This is a genomic window from Psychrobacter sp. T6-5 (assembly GCF_052258485.2).
Lineage (GTDB): Bacteria > Pseudomonadota > Gammaproteobacteria > Pseudomonadales > Moraxellaceae > Psychrobacter.
The window spans coordinates 2045910-2068456 of the sequence record NZ_JBQQEY020000001.1 but is presented as its reverse complement, the minus strand read 5'-3'; the positions used below and the strand labels follow the sequence as shown (position 1 = coordinate 2068456).

The 22547-nt window shown below is 44.9% G+C and carries 20 protein-coding genes; 11 read left to right on the top strand and 9 right to left on the bottom strand.

Annotated features, from left to right (window positions below; all coding sequences use genetic code 11):
* Window positions 1-67: 67 nt before the first annotated feature.
* On the bottom strand, window positions 68-1840 hold the full coding sequence (locus ACTXGK_RS23560) for a cyclic peptide export ABC transporter (protein WP_443516070.1): 1773 nt from the start codon (window positions 1838-1840) through the stop codon (window positions 68-70).
* A 524-nt stretch (window positions 1841-2364) separates the two neighbouring features.
* Between ACTXGK_RS23560 and ACTXGK_RS23555 the strand changes: the two genes are divergently transcribed.
* The 8 genes from ACTXGK_RS23555 (at window position 2365) to ACTXGK_RS23520 (ending at window position 9074) form a co-directional block, all read left to right on the top strand.
* Window positions 2365-2967: a cytochrome b/b6 domain-containing protein gene (locus ACTXGK_RS23555; RefSeq protein WP_443516072.1), complete on the top strand. Its 603-nt coding sequence runs from the start codon at window positions 2365-2367 to the stop codon at window positions 2965-2967.
* Between the two features lie 38 nt (window positions 2968-3005).
* On the top strand, window positions 3006-3677 hold the full coding sequence (locus tag ACTXGK_RS23550; RefSeq protein ID WP_443516074.1) for a response regulator: 672 nt from the start codon (window positions 3006-3008) through the stop codon (window positions 3675-3677).
* 60 nt (window positions 3678-3737) lie between these two features.
* The gene (locus tag ACTXGK_RS23545) at window positions 3738-5279 is read left to right on the top strand and encodes an ATP-binding protein (protein ID WP_443516076.1); all 1542 of its coding nucleotides are present in this window, start codon (window positions 3738-3740) and stop codon (window positions 5277-5279) included.
* An 89-nt stretch (window positions 5280-5368) separates the two neighbouring features.
* Window positions 5369-5923 (top strand): PepSY domain-containing protein, encoded by a 555-nt coding sequence (locus ACTXGK_RS23540; protein WP_443516078.1) that lies wholly within the window; start codon window positions 5369-5371, stop codon window positions 5921-5923.
* Complete coding sequence (locus ACTXGK_RS23535) at window positions 5913-6242, top strand: hypothetical protein (RefSeq protein WP_443516080.1); 330 nt, start codon at window positions 5913-5915, stop codon at window positions 6240-6242. The genes ACTXGK_RS23540 and ACTXGK_RS23535 overlap by 11 nt, the downstream gene beginning before the upstream one ends.
* 71 nt (window positions 6243-6313) lie before the next feature.
* Complete coding sequence (locus tag ACTXGK_RS23530) at window positions 6314-7420, top strand: FAD:protein FMN transferase (protein ID WP_443516081.1); 1107 nt, start codon at window positions 6314-6316, stop codon at window positions 7418-7420.
* Between the two features lie 63 nt (window positions 7421-7483).
* Window positions 7484-8167 carry a ferric reductase-like transmembrane domain-containing protein gene (locus ACTXGK_RS23525; RefSeq protein WP_443516082.1) on the top strand — a complete coding sequence of 228 codons (684 nt, stop codon included), beginning with the start codon at window positions 7484-7486 and terminating at the stop codon, window positions 8165-8167.
* A gap of 205 nt (window positions 8168-8372) precedes the next feature.
* On the top strand, window positions 8373-9074 hold the full coding sequence (locus ACTXGK_RS23520) for a VIT1/CCC1 transporter family protein (RefSeq protein WP_443516083.1): 702 nt from the start codon (window positions 8373-8375) through the stop codon (window positions 9072-9074).
* Between the two features lie 34 nt (window positions 9075-9108).
* On the opposite strand, the gene ACTXGK_RS23515 is transcribed toward ACTXGK_RS23520, so the two are convergent.
* The 5 genes from ACTXGK_RS23515 to ACTXGK_RS23495 all read right to left on the bottom strand — a co-directional run bounded on the left by ACTXGK_RS23515 (window position 9109) and on the right by ACTXGK_RS23495 (window position 15028).
* Window positions 9109-9960, bottom strand: coding sequence for an SDR family oxidoreductase (locus ACTXGK_RS23515; RefSeq protein ID WP_443516085.1), 852 nt, complete (start codon window positions 9958-9960; stop codon window positions 9109-9111).
* Window positions 9961-10036: 76 nt separating this feature from the next.
* The gene (locus ACTXGK_RS23510; RefSeq protein WP_443516087.1) at window positions 10037-11005 is read right to left on the bottom strand and encodes a TauD/TfdA family dioxygenase; all 969 of its coding nucleotides are present in this window, start codon (window positions 11003-11005) and stop codon (window positions 10037-10039) included.
* 39 nt (window positions 11006-11044) lie between these two features.
* Window positions 11045-12670, bottom strand: a complete 1626-nt coding sequence (locus ACTXGK_RS23505; protein ID WP_443516089.1) for an AMP-binding protein — start codon at window positions 12668-12670, stop codon at window positions 11045-11047.
* Between the two features lie 56 nt (window positions 12671-12726).
* On the bottom strand, window positions 12727-13578 hold the full coding sequence (locus ACTXGK_RS23500; protein ID WP_443516091.1) for a thermostable hemolysin: 852 nt from the start codon (window positions 13576-13578) through the stop codon (window positions 12727-12729).
* 433 nt (window positions 13579-14011) lie between these two features.
* Window positions 14012-15028 carry a bile acid:sodium symporter family protein gene (locus tag ACTXGK_RS23495; protein ID WP_443516093.1) on the bottom strand — a complete coding sequence of 339 codons (1017 nt, stop codon included), beginning with the start codon at window positions 15026-15028 and terminating at the stop codon, window positions 14012-14014.
* A gap of 175 nt (window positions 15029-15203) precedes the next feature.
* Here ACTXGK_RS23495 and ACTXGK_RS23490 point away from each other — a divergent pair, with 175 nt between their 5' ends.
* Window positions 15204-16769 carry a phosphatase PAP2 family protein gene (locus ACTXGK_RS23490; RefSeq protein WP_443516095.1) on the top strand — a complete coding sequence of 522 codons (1566 nt, stop codon included), beginning with the start codon at window positions 15204-15206 and terminating at the stop codon, window positions 16767-16769.
* A gap of 79 nt (window positions 16770-16848) precedes the next feature.
* On the top strand, window positions 16849-17496 hold the full coding sequence (locus tag ACTXGK_RS23485; RefSeq protein WP_443516096.1) for a glutathione S-transferase: 648 nt from the start codon (window positions 16849-16851) through the stop codon (window positions 17494-17496).
* Between the two features lie 130 nt (window positions 17497-17626).
* Here ACTXGK_RS23485 and ACTXGK_RS23480 read toward each other — a convergent pair whose 3' ends face one another.
* The gene (locus ACTXGK_RS23480; protein ID WP_443516098.1) at window positions 17627-18952 is read right to left on the bottom strand and encodes a basic amino acid/polyamine antiporter; all 1326 of its coding nucleotides are present in this window, start codon (window positions 18950-18952) and stop codon (window positions 17627-17629) included.
* Window positions 18953-18962: 10 nt separating this feature from the next.
* On the bottom strand, window positions 18963-19934 hold the full coding sequence (locus ACTXGK_RS23475) for a homocysteine S-methyltransferase family protein (RefSeq protein ID WP_443516100.1): 972 nt from the start codon (window positions 19932-19934) through the stop codon (window positions 18963-18965).
* A 534-nt stretch (window positions 19935-20468) separates the two neighbouring features.
* Here ACTXGK_RS23475 and ACTXGK_RS23470 point away from each other — a divergent pair.
* The gene (locus tag ACTXGK_RS23470; protein ID WP_443516101.1) at window positions 20469-21257 is read left to right on the top strand and encodes a DUF2071 domain-containing protein; all 789 of its coding nucleotides are present in this window, start codon (window positions 20469-20471) and stop codon (window positions 21255-21257) included.
* A gap of 111 nt (window positions 21258-21368) precedes the next feature.
* Here ACTXGK_RS23470 and ACTXGK_RS23465 read toward each other — a convergent pair whose 3' ends face one another.
* The gene (locus ACTXGK_RS23465; protein WP_443516103.1) at window positions 21369-22496 is read right to left on the bottom strand and encodes a zinc-binding dehydrogenase; all 1128 of its coding nucleotides are present in this window, start codon (window positions 22494-22496) and stop codon (window positions 21369-21371) included.
* Window positions 22497-22547 lie beyond the last annotated feature (51 nt).

Here is a 22547-nt window from a genome sequence, read left to right as displayed (position 1 = left end):
GGGCATCTTATTAAGAGATGCCCCGCTTTTATTATTGCCCGTTAGTGACTCTTTACTAAGCGAGCACTTACGCCAACATAGCAATGGCATCTTTACTGGCACGCTGTCGCTCTTCAGCGTTGAGCTCAATGAGGCGGCCTTGTTTCATGAGTAACAGTCGATCCGCATGTTCAAAGTAACCATCATCATGACTGATAATAAACAGCGTTTTGCCTAGAGCTTTTAGCTCAGGTATCAGGGTCTGATAAAAAACGCGGCGAAACGCAGGATCTTGGTCCGCGGCCCACTCGTCGAGTAGCAAGATGTCTTTTTGTTCAGCGACCGCGATAAGCATCGCCAAGCGTTTGCGTTGTCCTTGCGATAGCTTGTCGGTAGACAGCTGGTTGTCAGCCACACTTATTTTATCTTGCAAGTTCAATTTATGCAGCCACGCATTGACCAGCGCTTCGTCTGGTTGCTGTCCTTGTCTGCCAAGCAATTGCTTAAAAATATGCTGATCGCTAAAAATGGCAGAATACAGTTGTCTATAATCGGCATTATTCTGTGAATCAACAGGCTGTTTGTCGATGGTTACCGCACCTGTGGTAGGGGTGAAAATGCCTGTAATAATCTTGGCAAGTGTCGATTTGCCGCTACCATTTGCCCCGATCAGAAACACCACATCGCCTCGTTGTAGCGTTAGATTGACGTCTTTTAAGATATTACCAGAGTGATCGCTGTCTTTAGCTATTAATGTCTGAGCATCGATATCGCTGTTATTACTGACACTGCTATCACTGGCATTGTCACTGTCATTCGAAACGCTGTTATTCGAAGTATTGTAGCGATAGTTAACATCAGTTAGCGAGATGGTTTGCCAGTGTTTGCTGGTGTTGTCCGTTCTAAATAAAGCTTGGTACTCAGCCAATTCTAGCGATTGTATTTTGTCTAAGGCAACTTGGGCTGTTTGTAATGTTGGGTAAGCACCGACAGCATGGAGCAGCGGTGACTGCATAAATAGAATCGTTAAAGAAAAAGTGGTGGCGATGCCCATCGAGATGCCGAGATAATTCGACACGGCAAATATCACCCCAATCGCGGCGAACATCATAATATTAGACCAGTTCACGGCTGATAAATGATACGTGTCTGATTTGATGACGCGCTCTTTGTATGATTTTGCATGATCCAAAAAATCATGCGTGTATATCTGTTCGGCGCGGTGATGGTTTAACGCCAGCTCTTTGCGACCATCTATGATCGATTGATAGTCTTGATACAGTGCATCGTTGATGTCTCTGATAGCTCTTAGATGGTGATACACATGCTTGACCAAAATAGTACTGATCCAAATCGTCATCGCAATCCAAAACATGACAATCAGTAGTAATGGTAGCGACAGCCAGCCCAGATATAACCCCACACCAACAGACAAGATAACGCCTTGTACCAACTCCGGCATCCGCACAAAGGCGACGGTAATAGACTGAATATCTGAAGATAGACTGGCAAGTAACCGAGCACTACCCAAATGGTCTATTTGCGGGACGGTGGTATCGATGATTTGTTTGACCAGCTTGGTTCTGAGCTCATAGACAAACTTGTGCCCCAAACGGGTGAGTGCATATTGCGATACGAAGGTAGTCACCAGCAACAGCAGCACGAGCAGAGCAAACTGCCCTAAGCTCGACCACGATAAGGTATTGAACACAGGCTGACTGATAAAGGTTTGGTTGATATAGGCAATGATACCCACACTGACGGCAGCATTGACTAAGTTGAGTAAGATGACTTTTAGAAAGGGCAAGCGATACTGTGCCCAAATCATATGGTGTAGAGAAACGCTGGCACGAGAGGACATAGTGACTCAATAATAATATGGATGTTTGGTAGTATAAAAAGGAATAGGTATTCCTAAAGCGTGTTCCTAATTTCTAGTAGCAAGACGGATGCAGACAGACAAGATGAACTCAATGACTTTAAAAAGGTTAAACATAAGCGAGACAGTTGCATAAATATTTTAGCGCACGGTTAAATGCCTATTGTATTGATAATCATTTTCATTATCAATATTATTACGGGATTAATGCTAAATATATTTTCAGGTTAAAGTTTTAAGTGCGTTATTTATTTTGCCAAAAGCGGCCTTGCTTGCTCAATTTTTCCTTTTAAACGGCTCTTCAACTATCTACGAATACCGAGGTAGATGATTCACTATTTTAAAGCTCGATTTCTTGGTTTCCTAAGCTCCTCTTAAGGTTCGTTTGTTGTAATAGCAGTAGAGCAGACGATGTGATGCCGAGTCTACTAGCGGTATCTCGCCTAGATTCGATATTTAGCAATCATGTCGTCAAAAACAAACGAACCATTAAAGGAGTGACGGTCATGACCCAGAACAGCACAATCAATCCGATGCACGAGCCTGATATATCATTATCAAATACTCCTAAAACTCGACAAGTACGAGTTTGGGATATTTTAGTCAGAGTGACTCACTGGGCCGTCGCGGCTGGTATCACTGCCAACTTGCTGTTTACCGAAGAAGGCAGTGAGCTGCATCAATATGTTGGTTATACCGTGGTAGGGTTAGTGGTTATCCGTCTACTTTGGGGATTTGTGGGTACACGTTATGCACGTTTCAGTGACTTTTTCCCCACGCCGGCCCGTATTAAACATCACTTATCTGATTTAAGTATTCGCCGTACAGATGAGCAGCATTTGGGTCATAATCCACTGGCTGCCATTATGATGTTTGCGTTATGGGCCGTGATTATAGGATTGGGCATTAGTGGTTATCTGATGGAAGCCAAAATTTTTGGCAGTAAAGATATCCTTGAAGAAATCCATGGAATACTGGCCAATAGTTTATACTTGCTGGTGCCGTTGCATATTATCTCTGCAATTGCTATGAGCTATTGGGAACGGCAAAATCTGATCAAGTCGATGATAACGGGTAATAAAACGGTGACGACGCGTCGCCCACAATAAAAATAAGATAGTAGAATACATAAGGTAATAGGACAGTCATGGCACGCATACTATTAATAGAAGACGATAACAATATCGCTGAAGGCCTCGTTGTTGGCCTAAAAAGCCATGGCATGATGGTCGATTGGTTTAGTGATGCTAAGCAAGGTGAGATGGCACTGCAAGAGGATATGTTTGACGCAGTGCTCCTTGATCTGACCTTGCCAAGAGGGGATGGCATGACGGTGTTACAAAACTGGCGATACAAACAATTAGACACGCCTGTGCTGATCATTACCGCCCGTGATGCGATTGCCAACCGTGTGGCTGGACTCAATGCGGGCGCCGATGATTATCTGGTCAAGCCATTTGCACTAGACGAAGTGGTTGCCCGTCTGCAAGCATTGATACGGCGCAGTCAGGGACGTAGCCAGCCTGAGATTCGTTATGGCGACGTCGCTTATTGGCCGCACAATCACCAAGTTTCTTATCAAGGCCAAGTCGTTGAGCTCACCATCAAAGAAGTGGCCATACTTGAGCAAATGCTGACCCATCCCAAACAGATTCACAGCCGCGCAAGCTTAGAGGACAAGCTCTATGGCTGGCAACAGGATATTGAGAGTAATGCCATAGAAGTACATATCCATCATTTACGCAAAAAGTTGGGCAATGACTTTATTTTAACCAAACGCGGCATCGGCTACTATCTCAATCCAGCACATAACCGTTAATATGTTTATATTCACTTTGGCTTTCAATATACAAACCATATATGAGCAACCTATGAGCTTATGAAAAGTATCCAGCAGCGACTGTTCATCTCCTTACTCATTGGCCTACCTTTGCTATGGCTTGTCACGTCGAGCTTTATTGCTTGGCGGTTGTGGCACGAAATCAATGAGATGAATGACACACAAATCACGCAAGTGGTTCGTTACTTGATGGGCATCTCTGCTGATGACAGTGATCCAAAAGAGGTGGATTCAAAAGACGGGAGTCCAAAAACTGTAGATTCAGAGAATAGTGATCAAGAAGACGATGACGACAATCATCATAATCAGAAGAGCGAACATACTGCCAAAATATACAATTTAAAAAGCAAGGAGCTGTCAGGTGATCTTGGTGATGCGGAAGATGACTATATGGGCTTTGCGATTTGGGATAAAGAGGGGCGGCTATTAATGGCTGATGAAAACGGACAGTCGTTTTCTTTCCTGCCAGATCAGCGCGGTTTTGTAGAAGAGGACAATTCTGCCTATCAGCGTCTGAACCCCTTTAGCAAACGTTGGCGGTTATTTTATGCGCACGACGACTATCATAACGATAATATGCATGAAGGGCGTGTGATTGCCATTGGTCAAAATCTTGATTCTCGCCGAGAAATGATTGTTGAAGCGATGTCTGTACAAGTATTACCGATGGTCATTGGGCTATTCTCTTTAATGATCTTGACTATCGGATTGATACGCCATGGACTCAAACCATTGAGCCAGCTCAGTCGCGAGGTGGAACAGCGTAAGCCGCAAGACGAGAAGCCTATCACAGCAGATGTCCCCGAAGAGGTTCAGCCTTTGGTGACCGCTCTCAATGCATTGTTTGTCAAAGTGGCAGACACTCTAGCACGGGAGCAGCGCTTTACTGCGGATGCCTCGCATGAGCTGCGTAGTCCGCTGGCTGCGCTCAAACTACAAGCCGATCTTTTGCAGCAGCAGCTATTACAACTGTCTGATATAGACAACGACAGCCAATTGTTTTATCACACCCAAAAAATCAGCGATGGCATTGAGCGTGCGACCCATTTGGTCGATCAATTACTGGTACTTGCCAAAATAGAGCCGCAACAGCAGTTGCCTCCTGAGCAATTAGAACGTCCAGACTGGCTGGCACTGACGGATATGGTGCTCAGCGATGTCAACCGCTTAGCGCGTGAAAAGCACATTCAATTAAGACGCACCGTACAGTGCGATAATCCTGCCGATATTTTACCCATTCTTATAAATCCAGTGTTGTTTAAGCTATTAATCCGCAACCTATTAGACAATGCCATTCGCTACTGTCCAGAAGGCTGCCTGATCGAACTTCAGTTAGATACCGACAGTATCAAAGTGGTGGACAATGGCTTGGGCGCAGATCCAGAGCAGCTAGCGCGCCTGAGCGAACGCTTCTATCGTCCAGCCGGTCAAACCCAAATAGGTAGTGGGCTAGGACTGTCAATCGCCAATCGAATCGCTGATCTACACAACCTCACTTTATCATTTGCCAACCGCCCTCAACCAGAAACAGGCTTTGTGGTAACAGTTAAAAGTAAAAACGCACTCTCAAAACCGTTATAAAAAAATAAAACATACTGTCTTAAGCTTGATTTAATATTCATCGCGTATGCTCCTAGTATTCCCTAATAACGGTATACGGAGTACAACCTATGAGCCTACCTCTTTTAAGACCAGTATTATTAACTGTCGGTGCGACTTCCTTAATATTTTTCGGTGGTGTTATTGCCTTAGCCGTGCAGTCTCCCGAATCGGCTGTCACCTCATCATCACCTGATCTTATCACTCAAAATACGGACATCGCACCTAACGACTTATCCTCATCAGTGCAGCAATTACCTCTTGCTGCACTGACTCCTGCGCAAGCGACAGCACTAGCAAAACAAGACGCGCCCAATGCGATATTGCAAGCCAATCCAGAGCTGATCAACTATAACGGCACAGTCGCTTATGAAGTGCTATTAGATAATAGCGCCACTTATATTGATGCCAACTTAGGCACGGTTCTAAATCCGGTAGCGACCAATAACTATCGTGTGGAGACTGTCTATAAAGACTACGACGATGATGACCAAGATGAGCATCATGATGATAGGGACGAAGGTGAAAAAGCTGGCAAATACCGTGACGAGGATTACAAAAAGAATGGTCATCTAATCGCAACGAGCTACAAGCACCATGAAGAGGAAGGTGATTATGATGACTAAGACACAATCAACCACACAATCAACGCAAAAGAAACCTGCCAATAAGACGAGCAAAAAAGCAGATCCTTTTGCCTTTTTGAAAAGCAGTATTATGATTGCCTCGATTGCAGGCACGATGGGCGGATGGTTATTTTTGCTTAATGAAGAGACAGACAGTCCATCTGTGAGCACCACCACTTTAAATACGGCTGTTCCTGCGAATGATGAGTTGGCTGCTGCATCAATACCCATTGTTGACATCACCCAACTGAGGAAGGTCAATGAAGTTGCGCCTGTAGAGGCAATCACAGTCGTCGCCCGTACACGTTCTTCTCGATGATTAAGCAAGTCGATGAATAGAAATGAGTCGCAGTTGAGCTTAGACCCTATTGCAAAAAACGGAGTCTGCTGATGAGTCAGAATACGAAAAAATTGGCGACTCTAAAACTGACAGCAATGGGTTGCCACATTCAAATAACGTTAAACGTTGCTAAGTGGAGCACGCCGTACTCGCAAGCAGTAATAGACCGAAAAATTGAGTTGCTAACAATAGAGGCTCAGCAGCATTTAGCACGCTGGGAACATATATTTAGTCGTTTCGATGAGACCAGTGAGCTCATGAGACTCAACAATCATACCGACCAATGGAGAGAGGTCAGTGCAGAGTTATTTGAGGTTTTAGGTCGCGCCATATATTTTGTTGCAAAAACCCAAGGCTTAATAACACCCACCTTACTCAAACCGCTTTGGGCTGCTGGCTATAAACAGTCATTTGAAACCTTGCCAAAGATGGCTACTCCATCCGTACCTGTTATGACCTCAAGTGCCGCCGTAAATGCGACACATTTAAAAGATGCGCCCAGTGCTAATAATCCTAATCATCAAGTACATGATATTCAGCGTCGCCGATTGGCAGATGGTCAGCATCAGGTTTACCTGCCCGCTGGAATGGCACTTGATTTGAATGGTTATGTCAAAGGCTGGTGTGCCATGCAATTGGCCGAGTACATTAGTCGAAGTCATGACTGGCAATTGTCTTGTTTGGTAGATATGGGCGGTGATATAGCCATCGGTCTCCCAACAAACCAAGCTCTAGATAATGCAATAAACAAGTCCATTGTTTGGGGCGTGGCGATTGCTAAACCTTACGGTGCTGATTGCGAGCACATGCAAGATGACCAAGATGTCGCGATACTTAGTTTAAAATCTGGTGCTGTCGCCACTTCTGGGCAAGATTATCGGCGCTGGTGGCATGAAGGACGCTGGCAGCATCATTTAATTCACCCTCATTATTCTCGTCCAGTAATCAGTGATGTCCTGACGGCAACCGTCGTGGCTGCAAATACCGTAACAGCGGAGGTATATGCAAAATATTGCGTGCTGCTCGGCGTTACAGAAGCAATGGCATGGCTGAATAAGCATCACATTGCGGCGCTCTTAATTGATACGAGTAACCAAGTGTTATTGTCCACTGCTATCGAGCCAAACTTGATCAAGCCAAGCTTGGCTGTCATCTAACAACCCTCACTCGATAAGTTAGGTCCCAACATATTAAGCAAATGCATTCACAGGAGTATCGTCATGCAGACAGACAATCTTACTCACAGTCAGACTACTTCTAATACGCCGCTGATTGTTCAGATTATGTGGATTGGATTGAGTTTGATGATAGCCATCGGCGTCGGTAGCTATGCGCTATTGATGTGGGGAGAGACGGTGTCACAACTACTGACCGCCACAGATAAGCATTTTTGGTATTTATCACGGGCAGGTGGTGTGATTGCTTATGCTTTATTTTGGCTGGCAGTGGTTTTTGGTTTATTACTGAGTACACGCTTAGGAAAGCATGTTAATGCGGCTAGGGTATTTGCCTTGCATCAGTATCTAAGTCTGATTGCGGTAGGTTTTGCCGCCTTTCATGCTGGTATTTTATTGGCAGATAACTATCTAAATCTGCAAATATGGCAGATCTTAGCCCCTTTCGGTTTTCAGACTGATCGGGTGGGTGTGGCGTTGGGGCAGCTGGGGTTTTGGCTGTTATTTATCTGCGCATTCAGCTTTTATATTAAGCAATATATTGGTCAATCAGCATGGCGGTGGCTACATTTTTTGACCTTTATGGCTTATATGCTTATTAGTATCCATGTGTTTATGGTGGGGTCAGACAGTCGAGCGTTGCCGTTGCTATTATTTTATGCAGGTAGTCAGACATTGGTTTTTTTATTGATTAGCTATAGATTGGTGGTGTTAAGACAAGTTAAGTGACTATTTAACAAGTGACTATTTAACAAATGAGCATCTAAAAAATGACTGTTTCAGTAGCTATCAAAGCATATGTCATAGTGTCCATTCGAGTAACCATCCGAATGAATCAATATTGGGCGATATAACGTTAAGCGGTACAAACTGCGGTGACATTATCAGCTACACTAGGGCATACCCATTCGCGTCTCTACCTTTTGAGGATTTTATGCATCACTATTCTATTCATGACGAAGCACATTTGAGCAATCGCAATCATTGGCTAAGAGCTGCTGTACTGGGGGCGAACGATGGGTTGATTTCGACCGCCAGTCTATTGGTTGGGGTGGCCGCTGCCAGTACGAGCAGTCAGACATTGCTGCTGACAGGTATGGCGGCGTTGACCGCAGGTGCATTGTCAATGGCGGCTGGCGAGTATATCTCTGTCTCATCACAAGCGGATACCGAAAAGGCCGATCTCGATAAAGAGCGGCATGAGCTGACGCATAATGCTGAGCGCGAGCTGCTAGAGCTTACCAAAATTTATGAGGCACGAGGATTAGATCATGATTTGGCGCATCAGGTGGCCGTGAGTTTGACTGAGCACAATGCTTTGGAGGCGCATGCCCGTGACGAAATTGGCCTCACGGATCTTAGTGAAGCAAAACCCATTCACGCCTCAGTTGCCTCTGGGTTTTCGTTTGTGGCGGGTGCGATACTACCGATTATTGGGATATTGCTATTACCAGCAGCCACACTGGTCTGGTCGCTCGCGGCTTTGACAATAGTAGGCTTAATGCTACTTGGTATTGTCTCGGCTAGGCTGGGCGGTGCGCCTGTGATTCCTGCGACTACGAGAGTTGTGGTTTGGGGCGTGCTCGCTATGGCAGCAACCTCGTTGATTGGTCGCTTATTTGGCGTGGCAATTTAAAGGCAAACTCACTCCACAATTGCCTAACTGATCATCATGATTTTTTAGCATATTGTTTGATGGTGGGTAGGTCTTTAACGATGGCGTTGCCAACGATGTTGGGAAACAGTCGATTAAGCCATGCAAAAAAACGCTCGGGAAACCCTAAGTGCTGCTGCGCCTGAGTGGTTGATATAAAGTGAATCAGTGCCTTTGCGACCGTCTTAGGCGAGTCCATGTTTACCTTTAGTGCCTCATTCATGGCGACGACGGCATCGTTATTCATGGTGGTTTTGGTGGCTCTGGGCGCAAAATATCGAAACCTCACTGAGGTGTCGGCATACTCTCGGCCTAACGCTTCACTTGCGCCGCGTAAGGCAAACTTGCTCGCGCTATAAGCACTAAAACCTGGATAGCCAATACTGCCAAAGGTTGAGCCAATACTTATTATTTGGCTCGGGCTATGCTGCGCTATCAAGATAGGTAGCAGTCTTTTTATGAGCTGTAGTGGATACGCCACATTGACGAGCATCATCTGTTCGATCGCGTCATCATTTTGCTCTGTGAGCAGAGCAAAGTCATTGATACCAGCGTTGAGTATGACCGTATCAATGACGTTTCCATGACCTTGTGTCATTTCACCTAGTCCCTCTACCAGCAGCGATTGCGACGCCTGCGAGCTTAAATCACAAGTATGAGACAGAAGCGGGACATCAGGGTAGTCTTTGGTCAACTCACTCACCAAATGCGTCAAGGTCTGGTTGTTACGCCCGACCAAGATTACCGGTCGATTATTAGCACATAATTGCCGTGCGATCTCTTGTCCGATACCACCCGTGGCACCGATTAGCATGGTGTATTGCAGGGTAGACTGTGTTAGGTCTGATTGACCATTAGGTGGTGTCATGATATCGCATCCTTGTTGAACAGTTATTATTAAAGCATGGATTACTAAAGCACGAATTTAGTGATATACGCTGTTGCTAATCGTTTGAGTGATTCATGCCGTGTCTGATGCCAAGCCCCATCGCAATATACAGCTTGCGCTCTGCTAAAGGCACGTCAATCTGACGACGACCATGCATGATGCGTTTGTTGTCCAGTATCACCACATCGCCATTTTGCCACGCAATGTCTTGAGTGTATTTTTCACAAATCTGTGTCAGCTCATCTAAGAGCGCATCATCGACGGGTTGACCATTGGCTAGGGTGAACTCAGGTTTTTCATAGTTAAATGAAGGCCCAAGCAAGGTATTGGCAAAAGCAAGTTGACCGCTTAAGTTGTCCTCTCGAATTGCAGGTATCTGTAACACGTACCGAACGCCGCCGTCTGTCTGAGGTTCTACATGATGCGTTAATGTTTGGCTCGTCGTTGCCGTGATAAAGGTCTCTAAATCAGCCAAACTTATTTGATCGGCATCTGTTCTACCGGTCGCAGTCGCCACGTAATTTTGCCAAATGGCCTGAGGCAAATGGCGACTGATACGCATCGGCTGACTAAAAGTGGCCTTTAGCTCAGGTGATAGTGCTTGATACACCGCATGTCCATCACATATCGTTGTTTGTGAGCCTTTTTTGGCGCTCAATTCACTAAAAAAAGCAATGACATCAGGTGGCATCGGCGTATTGCCATTTTCGATATGTAGGCCAATCGCATGCGTGCCTGCATCCACTTTTTGCGCTTCAGAGGTGATGTTTTGGCGGGCAGGGTCGTAGGTTAGCGTTTGACAGAGCTGACTCATCAATTGGCTAAACGTCTCGACATCGTAGTGATAACCTCGAAGTAACGTCCAGCCATGGGTTTGCAAGTCCGCTAAAATATCAGCGGTCTTCGGCAATGAGACACTGGCAGACGATTGAGCGGTTAGCGCTTCAGGAGTATCAATGTCGATAACGTCACTTTTTATCAAGTCGCTTTCTATCAAATCATTTGTCATCAGAGTGGTTTGCATAATATGGTCCTATTGTTATATTGCTGGCGAAAGCGTCCGTTATAAGCCGAGTGCCGATTGATAAGCGGTAAAAATGTGCGCGCGTCGCAGCTTACCGTTATCGGTTAATAATTCATTGTCCGTACTAAAAGGCTGCTCGGCGAGATGCCACTGTTTGATACGCGCATAGTCAGGCAAGGTTTGGTTGACGACATCTATCGCCTGCTCAATTGCAGATTGTGGGTCATTGCTCGTTGCGGTCATGTTGGGGTTGGCGACTATCACCGCAGACAAATGCGGCTCACCATCTCCGAGTACCGCGACCTGATAAATAATGGGCTGCGTTGAGAGCTGCGCTTCTACCCATTCAGGTGAGATGTTGCGGCCAAAACTACTGATGAGTACGTTTTTGCGTCGACCCGTGATGTACAAATAGCCATCGTCATCTAAATGACCGATATCCCCTGTGGCAATGATGCCGTCGTCATCCTGATTATCGTCATGGTTTAGGTAGCCTTGCATCGCATTGCCTTTAACCATCACCTCGCCACTGTCTGCGATGCTGACCGATGCATGAGGCATCGGTTTGCCGACACTGCCTGTACGATTGGCTTTTGGCGTATTCAGGCTGACCACCGAGCCGCATTCAGACAAACCATAGCCTTCATAGACAGGCAAGCTTAGGGCACTGGCGTCCTTTAGTAATTGAGGCGAGACTTTGCCGCCACCGACTGCCATAAATTTTAACGACGGCACAGCAACATTGGTGCTGGATTTGGTTGCTCCATTGGCGGCCATGTGCTCGCAAATCGCTTTTAGCATTTGCGGTAATAAAATAACGCTGGCGATATGGTATGTTTGCACCGTTGTCATCAGGCGCTTGGCATCAAAAGCTTGATTGGATAACAAACCAAATTGATCAATGTGCCCCGTCACCAAGGTGCGCCCCATATATAGGCTCACGTAGACGCCTGCCACGTTTTCTAATAAAGTGGCAAAAGGCAACACGCTCAAATGACTAAAATTGCTTGTGGTATTGCTCACTTTTGGCGCGTGAGTAGCGTCATCTGTCAAGGTATCAGCGAGCGCACCCGATAACGACTCAACAATACGCATCAATGTCTCTTGACCCAAACACACGCCTTTTGGCATGCCCGTACTGCCTGAGGTGTAAGTCACTTTACAAAAATCACTGGCGGTAGAGGAGTTTTGAGCGGTGAGGGTATGGTCAGTGATGGTGCCAGCAAGTTGATAAAAAAGGCCTGTGATATGAGTCACTGGCTCAGATTTGATGGTTTTTGTCTCTGGTGTATCAGCAATTATCCAGTTATCCGTATCGTCTATGAGTGGCAGTTTTAAACCCGCGCCAACGTATACCATCTCTATCTGCGCATCTTGTAGTAAGTGCGCAATTTGCGCGGCACTAAAGAATAAGGGGATTGGCACAACGACCGCGCCGACGGTGCTCAATGCCAAATCGAGTAAGACCCAATCTATGTCATTATGCGCATATAAGGCGATACGCTTGCCTTGCCATTTTTCTAATTTTTCATGAAGCGATGACAACGTACGTTGCAATTGCTCATAGGTCAGACTGGTCGTGTTATGGTCAGTTATCGTTTGTATCGCCACCTGCTTGGGAGTTTGGCGGGCATGCTGACATATCGCGGTATAAATGGGTGTCATAGTATTCTCACTGTCTTTTGGTGGTGCAGTGTTATTGGTTGGCTAATGAATGAGTATTAAACAGCTATCTTATTTAGCGTCAAACGCGTGATAGGGTTTGTCTCTAACGTTTCGGTATAGCGATAATGCGTGGCGCATACCCGCTTAGCATCGGCCACATTGATGGCGACGACCAAGGGATTGTGCTGATAGTAATGGCCCCATGAAGATACTTGCTCAGGGTCTTCTAGCGCTTCTGCAGTGGCTTTCGCAATGACATGACTGCGAATGCCCATATGTGCCAATATATGCCTTACCGCATCGGTGCCAGTACACACAACCCAGTCTGCTTTGGTTTGGTATTCATGAGTCGTAGGATTTAGGGTAGGGGTGGATAAATAAAACACCAAAAATGCTATCATAAGCCGCGCACTACCAGCACACCCTGAAGCCAAATTGCCAATCTCAAAAATGCGCTGACGACTGACAGGTTCGCCTGCTACTCTGCTGATCTCATTTTGTATCGGAGTATTTAAATACTGCTCTAAAAATATCTTATCTTCACAAATAGGCTTTAGACCGATAGCAACGCTCGTGCCTTTAAACGCTGGCAAGGTATTATCATCAGTGGATAACCAATCGCCATAGGATGGCATATTGGAAAAACCTGAAAACAAAATGGGCATAAAGTAGCTCAATCGGGCGTGATGAATATACTCATATATGCGTTTGATAAATGCTTGGGCATCTTGATTTTGAGCATATGAAGTAGGCGATGTCGCTATTGGCGTTTGCGTACTGGCACGAATATAGAGGGATGAGGGTATTCCTTGCACTTCCAATATTGACATTGGCTTAACCGCTTCAATATAAAAGGTCGTATTTAGAACATTCTTTAAGATATGAGTGCTATCAATAGATAATGACATCAGCTGTCTCCAAATGGTTAAAGGCTCTTAGCGCGATTAACGTCATGGAAGCATCATAAAGGAGCAATCTTAACTGAACCTTAAGCTCAGCATTTATCACATCATATAAACCGACATCGCTAGAAAATAAGTATTAAGCGTAGCATTTAGCATTTAGCATTTAGCATTTAGCATTTAGCAATTACTAAAATCAGTAATCCTAACGCCAATCGCCTTGACTAAATTTGGAGATAATATGAGTTGGTGATTTGAGGGAGTGTAGACGTAGTAGTGCTTGAGACGAGAGATCGTTAGGAATTGCTTGATAAAAGGGTCTTATCTCAGGCCGATGCTTCGATAAGACCGCAAATGATTGGCATGGTAATTATATATAGAGCTATGCTAGAAAAAATGATCTAACATAGCGGCTTAAGTTTATTATCTTATGTCAAAATCAACTATTCTTGACTGGTTTGCCAAATTCTATGATCTCATCAGTATCACTAAGAGTAGGAGATTTTGCCTCTTGACGCTTATCCCACCACGCAAATACGTTTGCTAATATAGAACCAGAAACAGAGTGCCAAATACAAGCAACGGCAGCAGCGATAGCGGACTCTGCATTACCAGGGAAAAACTTTGTGCTTAAGCCCGTGGCTAACCCTGCATTTTGTACGCCAACCTCAATAGATATCGTACGTTTTTTGGGTTTGCTCATACCGAACAATGCCCCTGAGTAGTAACCCAATATGTAGCCGACGATATTGTGCACTGCAATCGCTAAAATAACGACTAGCCCTGACTGCAAGAACTGATCATCAAATACAGCGGCAACGCCACCGACGATAGCGGCAAAAGCTAATACAGCAACGCCTGGCATCACTGCACGCACATCATCAAACCACTGCTTGTTTTGAAATAGAATGTTTAATATAGAGCCGATAGCGACTGGCAATAACGTCACTAATAGCATAAATCGGAACATACCCCATCCATCCATCTCCACAGATTGACCAACCAAATAATTGAGCCAAAGAGGTGTCACTAAGGGGGCAACGATGGTTGATACTGTGGTCATACCTACTGAAAATGCCACATCACCTTTTGCAAGGTAGCTCATAATGTTTGAAGACACGCCACCGGGACACGTACCAACCAATACCAGACCTAGTGTCAAGCCTGGTGATAAATCAAATAGCCTAGCCACGCTAATCGCTAAAATGGGCATGATTGTATATTGGATAACAGAGCCAATAAAAATATCAAGCGGACGCTTGGCCAATATTTTATAGTCTTCTTTGCCTAGTGTCATACCCATTGCGAGCATAATGATACCCAGAACGATGATTTGAGTATCGCCTGTCACCCAAGAAAAAGTCGCAGGCTCTATAAATGTCACTGCGGCCGCTAAAATAATAACCAATGCCGTGAAACGACTTAACTGCTGGCTTATCATCCCTAAGAACTGCATGTTTCAACCCTTCTAATTATGGAAAATAGTTCAGTATAAATTTAAAATCACTGTGTTTCCAATAGGTATTAATGGTTTTTAGCCAACAATAAGTTGCTATTATAATAACTTTAGATGTATTTATATTTTTGAAGTTTTTTCTAGATGTTTATTCAATAGTTAAACGAGGTACTAGGTGCTACTAAATCCATCAACACGTTTCAGACACCTAGGTCTTGCGTTAGCGATATTTTATCTACTCTACAACTTGACGACTTTTTATAGTGTCTCCCTGTATAAACTTTATCCATCAAAAGTTCATAACCTAGCCACGCCGTTCGATAGCACCATTCCTTTTATTCCTGCTATGATTGTTCCTTACAGCTGGTCGTTGGTTTTATTTGTGGTGAGCTTTTTCTTAGTACGGACGTCTACGCAACTATCCTTATTAACCTATCGTCTAATTTTGGCGACTGTTTTTGCCTGTTTAATCTTCTATTTTTATCCCGCTCGGTTCTCATTTCATCGACTGATACCTGATGATTGGACACAATTCGGCTACCAGTTTTTGCAGTTGGTGGACAAGCCATTTAACCAGCTACCATCTTTGCATGTCAGTTATGCCATCTTGCTTGGCATATCTTTATGGGATGTTGCAGAGTCCAAAAAACGATGGGTTTCAATGCTTTATCGATTATTACTGGTGGGTATATGTACATTGATTGCTCTTTCAACGGTGTTGACGTATCAGCATCATTTGTTAGATATGTTCGGCGGGGTAGTGTTGGCAGTGTTGGTGCTCATACTTTCAAATCGAGTCCGTAGTGCACTGGTGATTAAACATCTGGCAATAGGTGGTATAGGGTTTTTATTGATAGCAATTGCAGGGTTTTACCTTGCTAATATGAGTATGATAGCGGCTGAAATGATAGAAACCTTCGCTATTATCATCGCTCTATACTGGCTGATTAGTTTTGCGATGTTAGCTTGTGCTTATCAGCAAACCAGACCAATGCAAGGTACACGCTGGTTTCAAAAGTCCAGTAGCGGACGACTTACCGTACATACTTGGATGAAGTTTGCTCCCATCATTATTATGTACAACGCTATGTCATTGTTGGGACAGTGGTATTTTGAAGTTTTTTCAAAAGGTCAAAAATATCCACTCACGTCATATGCTATGAGTGACAGTGTCGCCGTTGTGGCCTCACCTCGATTGACGCAGACAGGTATCAATACTTATTTAACAGATTGGTTGCGCTCGCCTGAAAATAATAAGCCTTCAGTTCGCTATCAAATTATCGTTGTTGATTTAGCTGCTGAAATATCTAGCCATGTTGATAAACTTGAAATGACCACTAAAGACACCGCGTCTGCGCCTGTTCATTACTTGTATTTGCCATTATTGGATTTGCAGCCATTAAACGACGTACTGCTCAAGGATTACATTGACTTATTTGAGCGAATTGACGCTTTGATACGATTAGCTGAGACACGGGCGTTTATCACCAATAATAAAGATAAAATAGAGGGTAGCCTTATCACGCTTATCAATTTCCATTGCGTCATGGGGTTGTCACGTAGCATCGGCGTGCAGGTTTTATATTTGCTATATTGTGGTACGCTAACCGTCTCTAACTATCAATCGTGGCTTGAGCAGCATTATCCGCACGCGCATCTCAAAGGCGCTTATCTGCCGCAGTCGTTGGTAGAAGCTATGGCCAATTATAAATCGATAGAGTATTCAAAAACTCCTTTATGAATATCGATACCAAGGAGTTTAAGCCCACTGGCTCTTGTTGACCTACTATTTAATTCCTATTCAATTGTGGAAAATAATTATGACTTCACCGTTTCATCGCTTGTACTCTTTTCGTCGCTGTCCCTATGCCATGCGCGCTCGTCTCGGCATCCTATTTGCTGAGCTGTCCGTGGAGCTGCGGGAGATTACGTTGAAGAATAAACCTGAGCAAATGCTAGCGATTAGTCCAAAAGGTACGGTACCAGTTTTGCAGTTGGCGGATGGGCCCGTCATTGAAGAAAGTGTTGAGATTATGATGTGGGCGCTTAAGCAAAACGATCCTCAAGGACTGCTAGATGAAAAAATTTTATCTGAGGCTAATGCACTGATAGCACAAAACGACAATGAATTTAAGCAGTGGTTAGATCGTTATAAATATGCCGATTGGCATCTAGAGATGACTCAGACCGAGTATCGACAGCGAGGCGAAGTGTTTTTGCAGATTTTGGAGGAATTACTATCTAAAAATACTTACCTGTTAGGCAATCGCGTGACCATCGCCGATATCGGTATCATACCTTTTGTTCGTCAGTTTGCGCATGTTGATCGTGAGGTTTTTTATAGTTTGCCTTATCCTAAATTGCAGCAGTGGCTACAAAAATGGCTTGACCATCCGTTATTTTTGCAAGTCATGACCAAGTTTCAACCGTGGCAAGAAGGGGATGAGGTGGTGATTTTTCCTTGTTAAAATTTGGTATTTACGGTTTTTTCTTTGATTGCATATATTCTAAAGCCTTGACCGCTACTAAAAAAGGTCCAAGAACCATCGTTTTTGGACCTTTTATATTGTCAGTATCGCTAGCTATTGATCAGCTGGGTTATGTTAACTGCTGCCGAGATTGATAGCGACTGTAGTAAAAAATCGCCAAACCTGGGATATACAGTAGGAGCGACAGCAGCAGGTTTTCTACCCCTGCAGCATAAATCAGCCACAGACCATAGACACTTGCGCCCAGACCGATGGCTTTGATGCTCCAGCGCTCTGACTGTGCAAATGATACCTTGACCAAATAAGCCCCAACCAAAAAGTAAGGAATCAAAATCATCGAGGTGGAGATGATGACTAGAGTGTTGTAGCCTTTACCGGTCAAAAAAATCATCAGTAAGCACAGCTGCACGGTCAAGCTGGTCAGCATGAGCGAAGCTGTTGGTGTGCCTTGGGCGTTTTGCTTGATAAAGATACGCGGAAACGCATTGTACTTCGCAGCGGTAAACGGCACTTCAGCAGAATAAAGAATCCAGCTCAGATAAGAGGCCAATACCGAAACGATAAGTCCAATACTAATGACCCATTTACCCACGTCGCCCGTCATTTGCGCCATGATACCTGCCATCGATGGGTTGCTGAGTGCCGCCACATCCACACGGCTCATGACCCCGAGAGAGAGCAGGGTAATGGCAACATACAACACCAGCGCACACAACACGCCGATATAAGTAGCGCGGCCAATATCAGCGCGCCTCTTCGCACGTTGCGATAAGACAATCGCGCCCTCGATACCCGTAAATACCCATAGGGTGATCAGCATTGTCCCTTTGACCTGCTCCATAAATGGCACGTCCAACGTCGTTCCCGCGCGGTCAGCGTTAAATGTCTGCATATCAAAGGCATAATAGGCAAACACAATAAAAGCAATGAGCGGTAGACTTTTTGCCAAGGTTGCCAGCAAGTTAATAAAGGCCGCTTGCTTAACGCCGCGCAGTACCAAATAATGCACCAGCCATAAAATGATAGATTCACCGACCAGCGCCCATAGCGTATTGCCTTCACCAAAAACAATACTGGTTGGTGTATCAATAAAGCTACCCAGCGCGGCAAACGCCACAACCAAGTAACCGACCACACCAATGGTCGCACACAGCCAGTAACCCCATGCCGAAAAGAAGCCTGCCAAATCGCCAAATCCTGTTTTGGCATAGGTATAAATACCACCATCCAGCTCAGGCTTTAGGCGTGATAAATGCAAAAAGCAGCCCGCGAGGAATAAAATACCCACGCCTGTGATGATCCATGCCGTAATGATGGCGTTCACGCCTGCCACTTCGGCCATGTTTTGCGGTAGGCTAAAAATACCTGCACCGACCATCGAGCTAAACACGATGGCAGTGAGCATGGTTAGCCCAATTTTTTGTCCATTTTGCATCGTGCGATCTCTATTTTGTCGAGGTACCTGTTGTCAAAGTATCTGTTGTCAAAGTACCTGTTGTCAAAGTATCTGTGAAATGCTGGCTCAATGCCTGAATATGCTCTGGGCCAATACCGCAGCAACCGCCGATCAGTGATGCGCCTTGGGTTTGCCATTTTTTTGCCCAGACCAGATAGGCAGGTGGCGTTAGGTCATCACGCACTTCATCGAGGCCATCGTTCGCTGTAGCGTCTTTTGGCTGTGGTGGAAAGGCGTTGGCATACGCGCCAAGTTTGATGTGCGTGGCATTCTTGTCTTGCAACACGCTTTGAGCTACATCAAGCGCTTGGTCGATCACTTCTGGCTGACAGCAGTTAAACAAGATTGCTTCTACATTGATATCTGCCATTTTGGTAACGGCTTCTTTTACCGTCTCGCCTGAACGTAAACGCGGCACATCGAGATGCTCGCTGTCCTCCAACGTGAACGAGACCCATAACGGTTTGTTGTCAGTATCGAGCGTGTTCAGTAACTCGCGAACAGCGACAGATTCAGCGATTAGGCTTTGGGTTTCTGCGAGCCAAAAGTCCACATATTCGCTCAAACCTTTGATAAGCGGCGTGGCGATATCTTCTACATGATCGGCGTCAAACAAGTCGGCACGGTATGAGCCAAATAGCGGCGGGATTGAACCTGCAATCTTAGTGTCGCGGCCTTCCATCTCGACTGCAGCGCGCGCCATCTTACCTGCTGAGGTAGCCAATGCTTGCGCTTGATTGGCAAAACGCTCTTCGCCAATATGAAAAGGCACGAGCGCATAACTGTTGGTGGTAATCACTGCTGCGCCGCTTTGGATAAAGGCACGGTGCACGTCACGGACGATCTCAGGCGCTTCGATCATTGCCAGCGCCGACCATTCAGGCTGACGAAATGGTGCGCCGCGTTTGGCCAGCTCTCGGCCCAAGCCGCCATCAATAATAGTGACTGAATGAGTTGCCATAATAAATCCCTCTTTATTGTAAATAGTAGAATTATTTAGAAGGGCGAAATACTAGGCGTAATAAGGAGCAGATGCAACCAAAAGTTTAGTAGTAATGTTAATTGATTACTTTTGGCATCTGATTCACCGATTTTGAGGATATTATGGTGAGATTATCCTTGTTAAGGTCTATACAAATTGTGAGTAAATACGAAGTGGCGATGACTTTTAGTTAGAGACAAAAAAGCAGATATCGTTGCCAGTATCTACAAGCAATTACCGTAAAATTTATGGCTATTGACAATCAATTGTTTACAAATGAGTTGTTTGATGGAATTATGAAGTGGCGTCATATATAGTATTTTAAGACGTTGTAGAAGACGAAAATGCGGTAAAGTAATGGGTGAGATATAAGAGGATTGATCAAAGGTTATTAGTTTTTATAGTGCCATGTTTGAAATACCAAGGACAAACCATCTTTATTACTTTTATTGATTGTTTTATCTAAAAACTTAACTGCTTCTCAACGAAGCGTTAAAACTTTAAGGAAGTATTGTGCAAGAAGCGCGTAAGTTAGCAGATTACATAACTAAGAGACCTAAGCCAAAAGGTATAGACGTTCTTTGCGGCCTGAAGCATTTCGCGATTATAACTTATGCCGTACCAGCGGATAGATTCAAAGGTCTATTTCCTGCTCGATTTAAACTAGATGTCGTAGAAATAGACGGCCAAGAGATGGGACTGATATCAGTCGTGCCTTTTATCGATGTCGACTTTACCTCAGCTGTTTTCCCTTTACCAAAATTTACGATGGGGCAGACGAACTACCGTATTTATATCATCGATACGAAAACTGGTGAGCGCTGTGTATGGTTTCTTGGTACAACGCTCGATTCATGGACGCTAGCAGTTCCTCGATACTTATGGAATTTGCCGTGGCACAGCGGAGAAGTAAACTTCGATTGTGTCCTAAACAAATCAACGGGGCTATATGAAAAGTACCACATGGAGACGTCATCCAGTTGGGCGAAAGCGTCTGTTGATATCGTGCAATCAGAATCCGACGAGATAGTATTTGATGGTTTTCCTGATGCTGAATCAGCATTGGTGTATCTGACGCATCCTCTTGCTGGGTTTTATTATCGAAGGGATAATAAAGTCGGTACCTATCGGGTCTGGCACAAGGAACTCAAAGTCAAGCCAGCAAAACTAAAATCAGCCAATTTCAAGCTTTTATCTGATCTAGGCATCGTTGAGCAAGCCGAGCAACATACGCCTTATAGCGTATTGGTAGAGCCAATAAATGAATTTACAATCTACTTACCGCCTACCATTGTAGAATAATAATCTAAAAAAAGATTCCTATAACTAACAAGCACAAAAAAAAGCAGACATCATCGATATCTGCTTTTCTATTATTGCAAAGCGGCTTTTAAATGACGCTGCAAACAACCATTAGACTTGAGGCTTAATTAAGTATTTTTCACCAGTCGCTTGTTTGCCATAAGCGGCAATAGATTTTAATTGTAGCGCTTCTTCTAGTGTCACTTCATGCGTGTAGCTGCTAGCAAAGGTGGTGGTGATCTCTGCTGCCACGCGCTTACGCATTGACTTGACCGTTTCGCTACCTAGTTTGCCAAGAGCATTGAATAATAAGAAACCATTTACGCCCCATGCAAAACCAAAGTTACGGTTCAAAGTGATTGGGCCACGGTCTAGCGCGCCATAAATATAAGCTTGCTTAAAGGTATTTGAGCCATAGACGCTGTATTCTTCGACATCATGAGTGATGGCCGCTTCCATACAGTTTAGAATATCGCTGGTGAGCTTACCGCCGCCAACAGGGTCAAATGAAATCGTTGCGCCCGTTTCGATGATCGCTGCGGTTAAGTCCTTAGTGAACGACTCGCTGCTTGAATTGACCACGTATTTTGCACCCATATCACGCAATAGCTTTTCTTGTTCTTCTTTACGCACGATATTGATCAGATCAATCCCATCCGCCATACAAATGCGGTTGAGCATTTGACCGAGGCTAGAGGCTGCTGCGGCATGGATAATAGCTTTGTGGCCTTCAGCACGCATGGTTTCGACCATGGCTAATGAGGTGAGTGGATTGACAAAAGACGAGGCGGCCTCGGTAGCAGTCGTGCCGTCCTGCATCTCTATGCAGCTTTTCACGTTCACGCAGTGATACTGACGATACGTACCGCCACCAATCACCGCCACCATTTTGCCCATGAGTGCTTGTGCGGCTTCTGACGAGCCTGCTGCGATGACCGTACCTGCGCCTTCATTACCGACAGGCGTGTCTTTATTCACCCGCGTTTTCAGTGCTGGCATGAACTTCGCAGGGACATCAGCGGTAATAACTGGGCTGTCATCGGTGCCTGACTGTACAGCGGTTGACATGTCAGCGGCGCTGAACATCACCCCAAAGTCAGACGGGTTTAATGGCATGGCTTCCATGCGTACGACAACTTCGTCAGCACCTGGCTGTGGCATCTCAATGTCTTTTAAAGATAAGGTTAGTTTGTTGTCATCACTGATGGTCGAAACCAGTTGTTTGTTTTTATTGCTCATAGGGTTTGCTCCTGCAAGTAGTTATATGAGTGGCATCACTCATGTTAGTGT

Bases quoted from the DNA above. Each gene is read 5' to 3' on its own strand.
- ACTXGK_RS23560 (WP_443516070.1), bottom strand. From the start codon at position 1,840: ATGTCCTCTCGTGCCAGCGTTTCTCTACACCATATGATTTGGGCACAG.
- ACTXGK_RS23555 (WP_443516072.1), top strand. From the start codon at position 2,365: ATGACCCAGAACAGCACAATCAATCCGATGCACGAGCCTGATATATCA.
- ACTXGK_RS23550 (WP_443516074.1), top strand. From the start codon at position 3,006: ATGGCACGCATACTATTAATAGAAGACGATAACAATATCGCTGAAGGC.
- ACTXGK_RS23545 (WP_443516076.1), top strand. From the start codon at position 3,738: ATGAAAAGTATCCAGCAGCGACTGTTCATCTCCTTACTCATTGGCCTA.
- ACTXGK_RS23540 (WP_443516078.1), top strand. From the start codon at position 5,369: ATGAGCCTACCTCTTTTAAGACCAGTATTATTAACTGTCGGTGCGACT.
- ACTXGK_RS23535 (WP_443516080.1), top strand. From the start codon at position 5,913: ATGATGACTAAGACACAATCAACCACACAATCAACGCAAAAGAAACCT.
- ACTXGK_RS23530 (WP_443516081.1), top strand. From the start codon at position 6,314: ATGAGTCAGAATACGAAAAAATTGGCGACTCTAAAACTGACAGCAATG.
- ACTXGK_RS23525 (WP_443516082.1), top strand. From the start codon at position 7,484: ATGCAGACAGACAATCTTACTCACAGTCAGACTACTTCTAATACGCCG.
- ACTXGK_RS23520 (WP_443516083.1), top strand. From the start codon at position 8,373: ATGCATCACTATTCTATTCATGACGAAGCACATTTGAGCAATCGCAAT.
- ACTXGK_RS23515 (WP_443516085.1), bottom strand. From the start codon at position 9,960: ATGACACCACCTAATGGTCAATCAGACCTAACACAGTCTACCCTGCAA.
- ACTXGK_RS23510 (WP_443516087.1), bottom strand. From the start codon at position 11,005: ATGCAAACCACTCTGATGACAAATGATTTGATAGAAAGCGACTTGATA.
- ACTXGK_RS23505 (WP_443516089.1), bottom strand. From the start codon at position 12,670: ATGACACCCATTTATACCGCGATATGTCAGCATGCCCGCCAAACTCCC.
- ACTXGK_RS23500 (WP_443516091.1), bottom strand. From the start codon at position 13,578: ATGTCATTATCTATTGATAGCACTCATATCTTAAAGAATGTTCTAAAT.
- ACTXGK_RS23495 (WP_443516093.1), bottom strand. From the start codon at position 15,028: ATGCAGTTCTTAGGGATGATAAGCCAGCAGTTAAGTCGTTTCACGGCA.
- ACTXGK_RS23485 (WP_443516096.1), top strand. From the start codon at position 16,849: ATGACTTCACCGTTTCATCGCTTGTACTCTTTTCGTCGCTGTCCCTAT.
- ACTXGK_RS23480 (WP_443516098.1), bottom strand. From the start codon at position 18,952: ATGCAAAATGGACAAAAAATTGGGCTAACCATGCTCACTGCCATCGTG.
- ACTXGK_RS23475 (WP_443516100.1), bottom strand. From the start codon at position 19,934: ATGGCAACTCATTCAGTCACTATTATTGATGGCGGCTTGGGCCGAGAG.
- ACTXGK_RS23465 (WP_443516103.1), bottom strand. From the start codon at position 22,496: ATGAGCAATAAAAACAAACAACTGGTTTCGACCATCAGTGATGACAAC.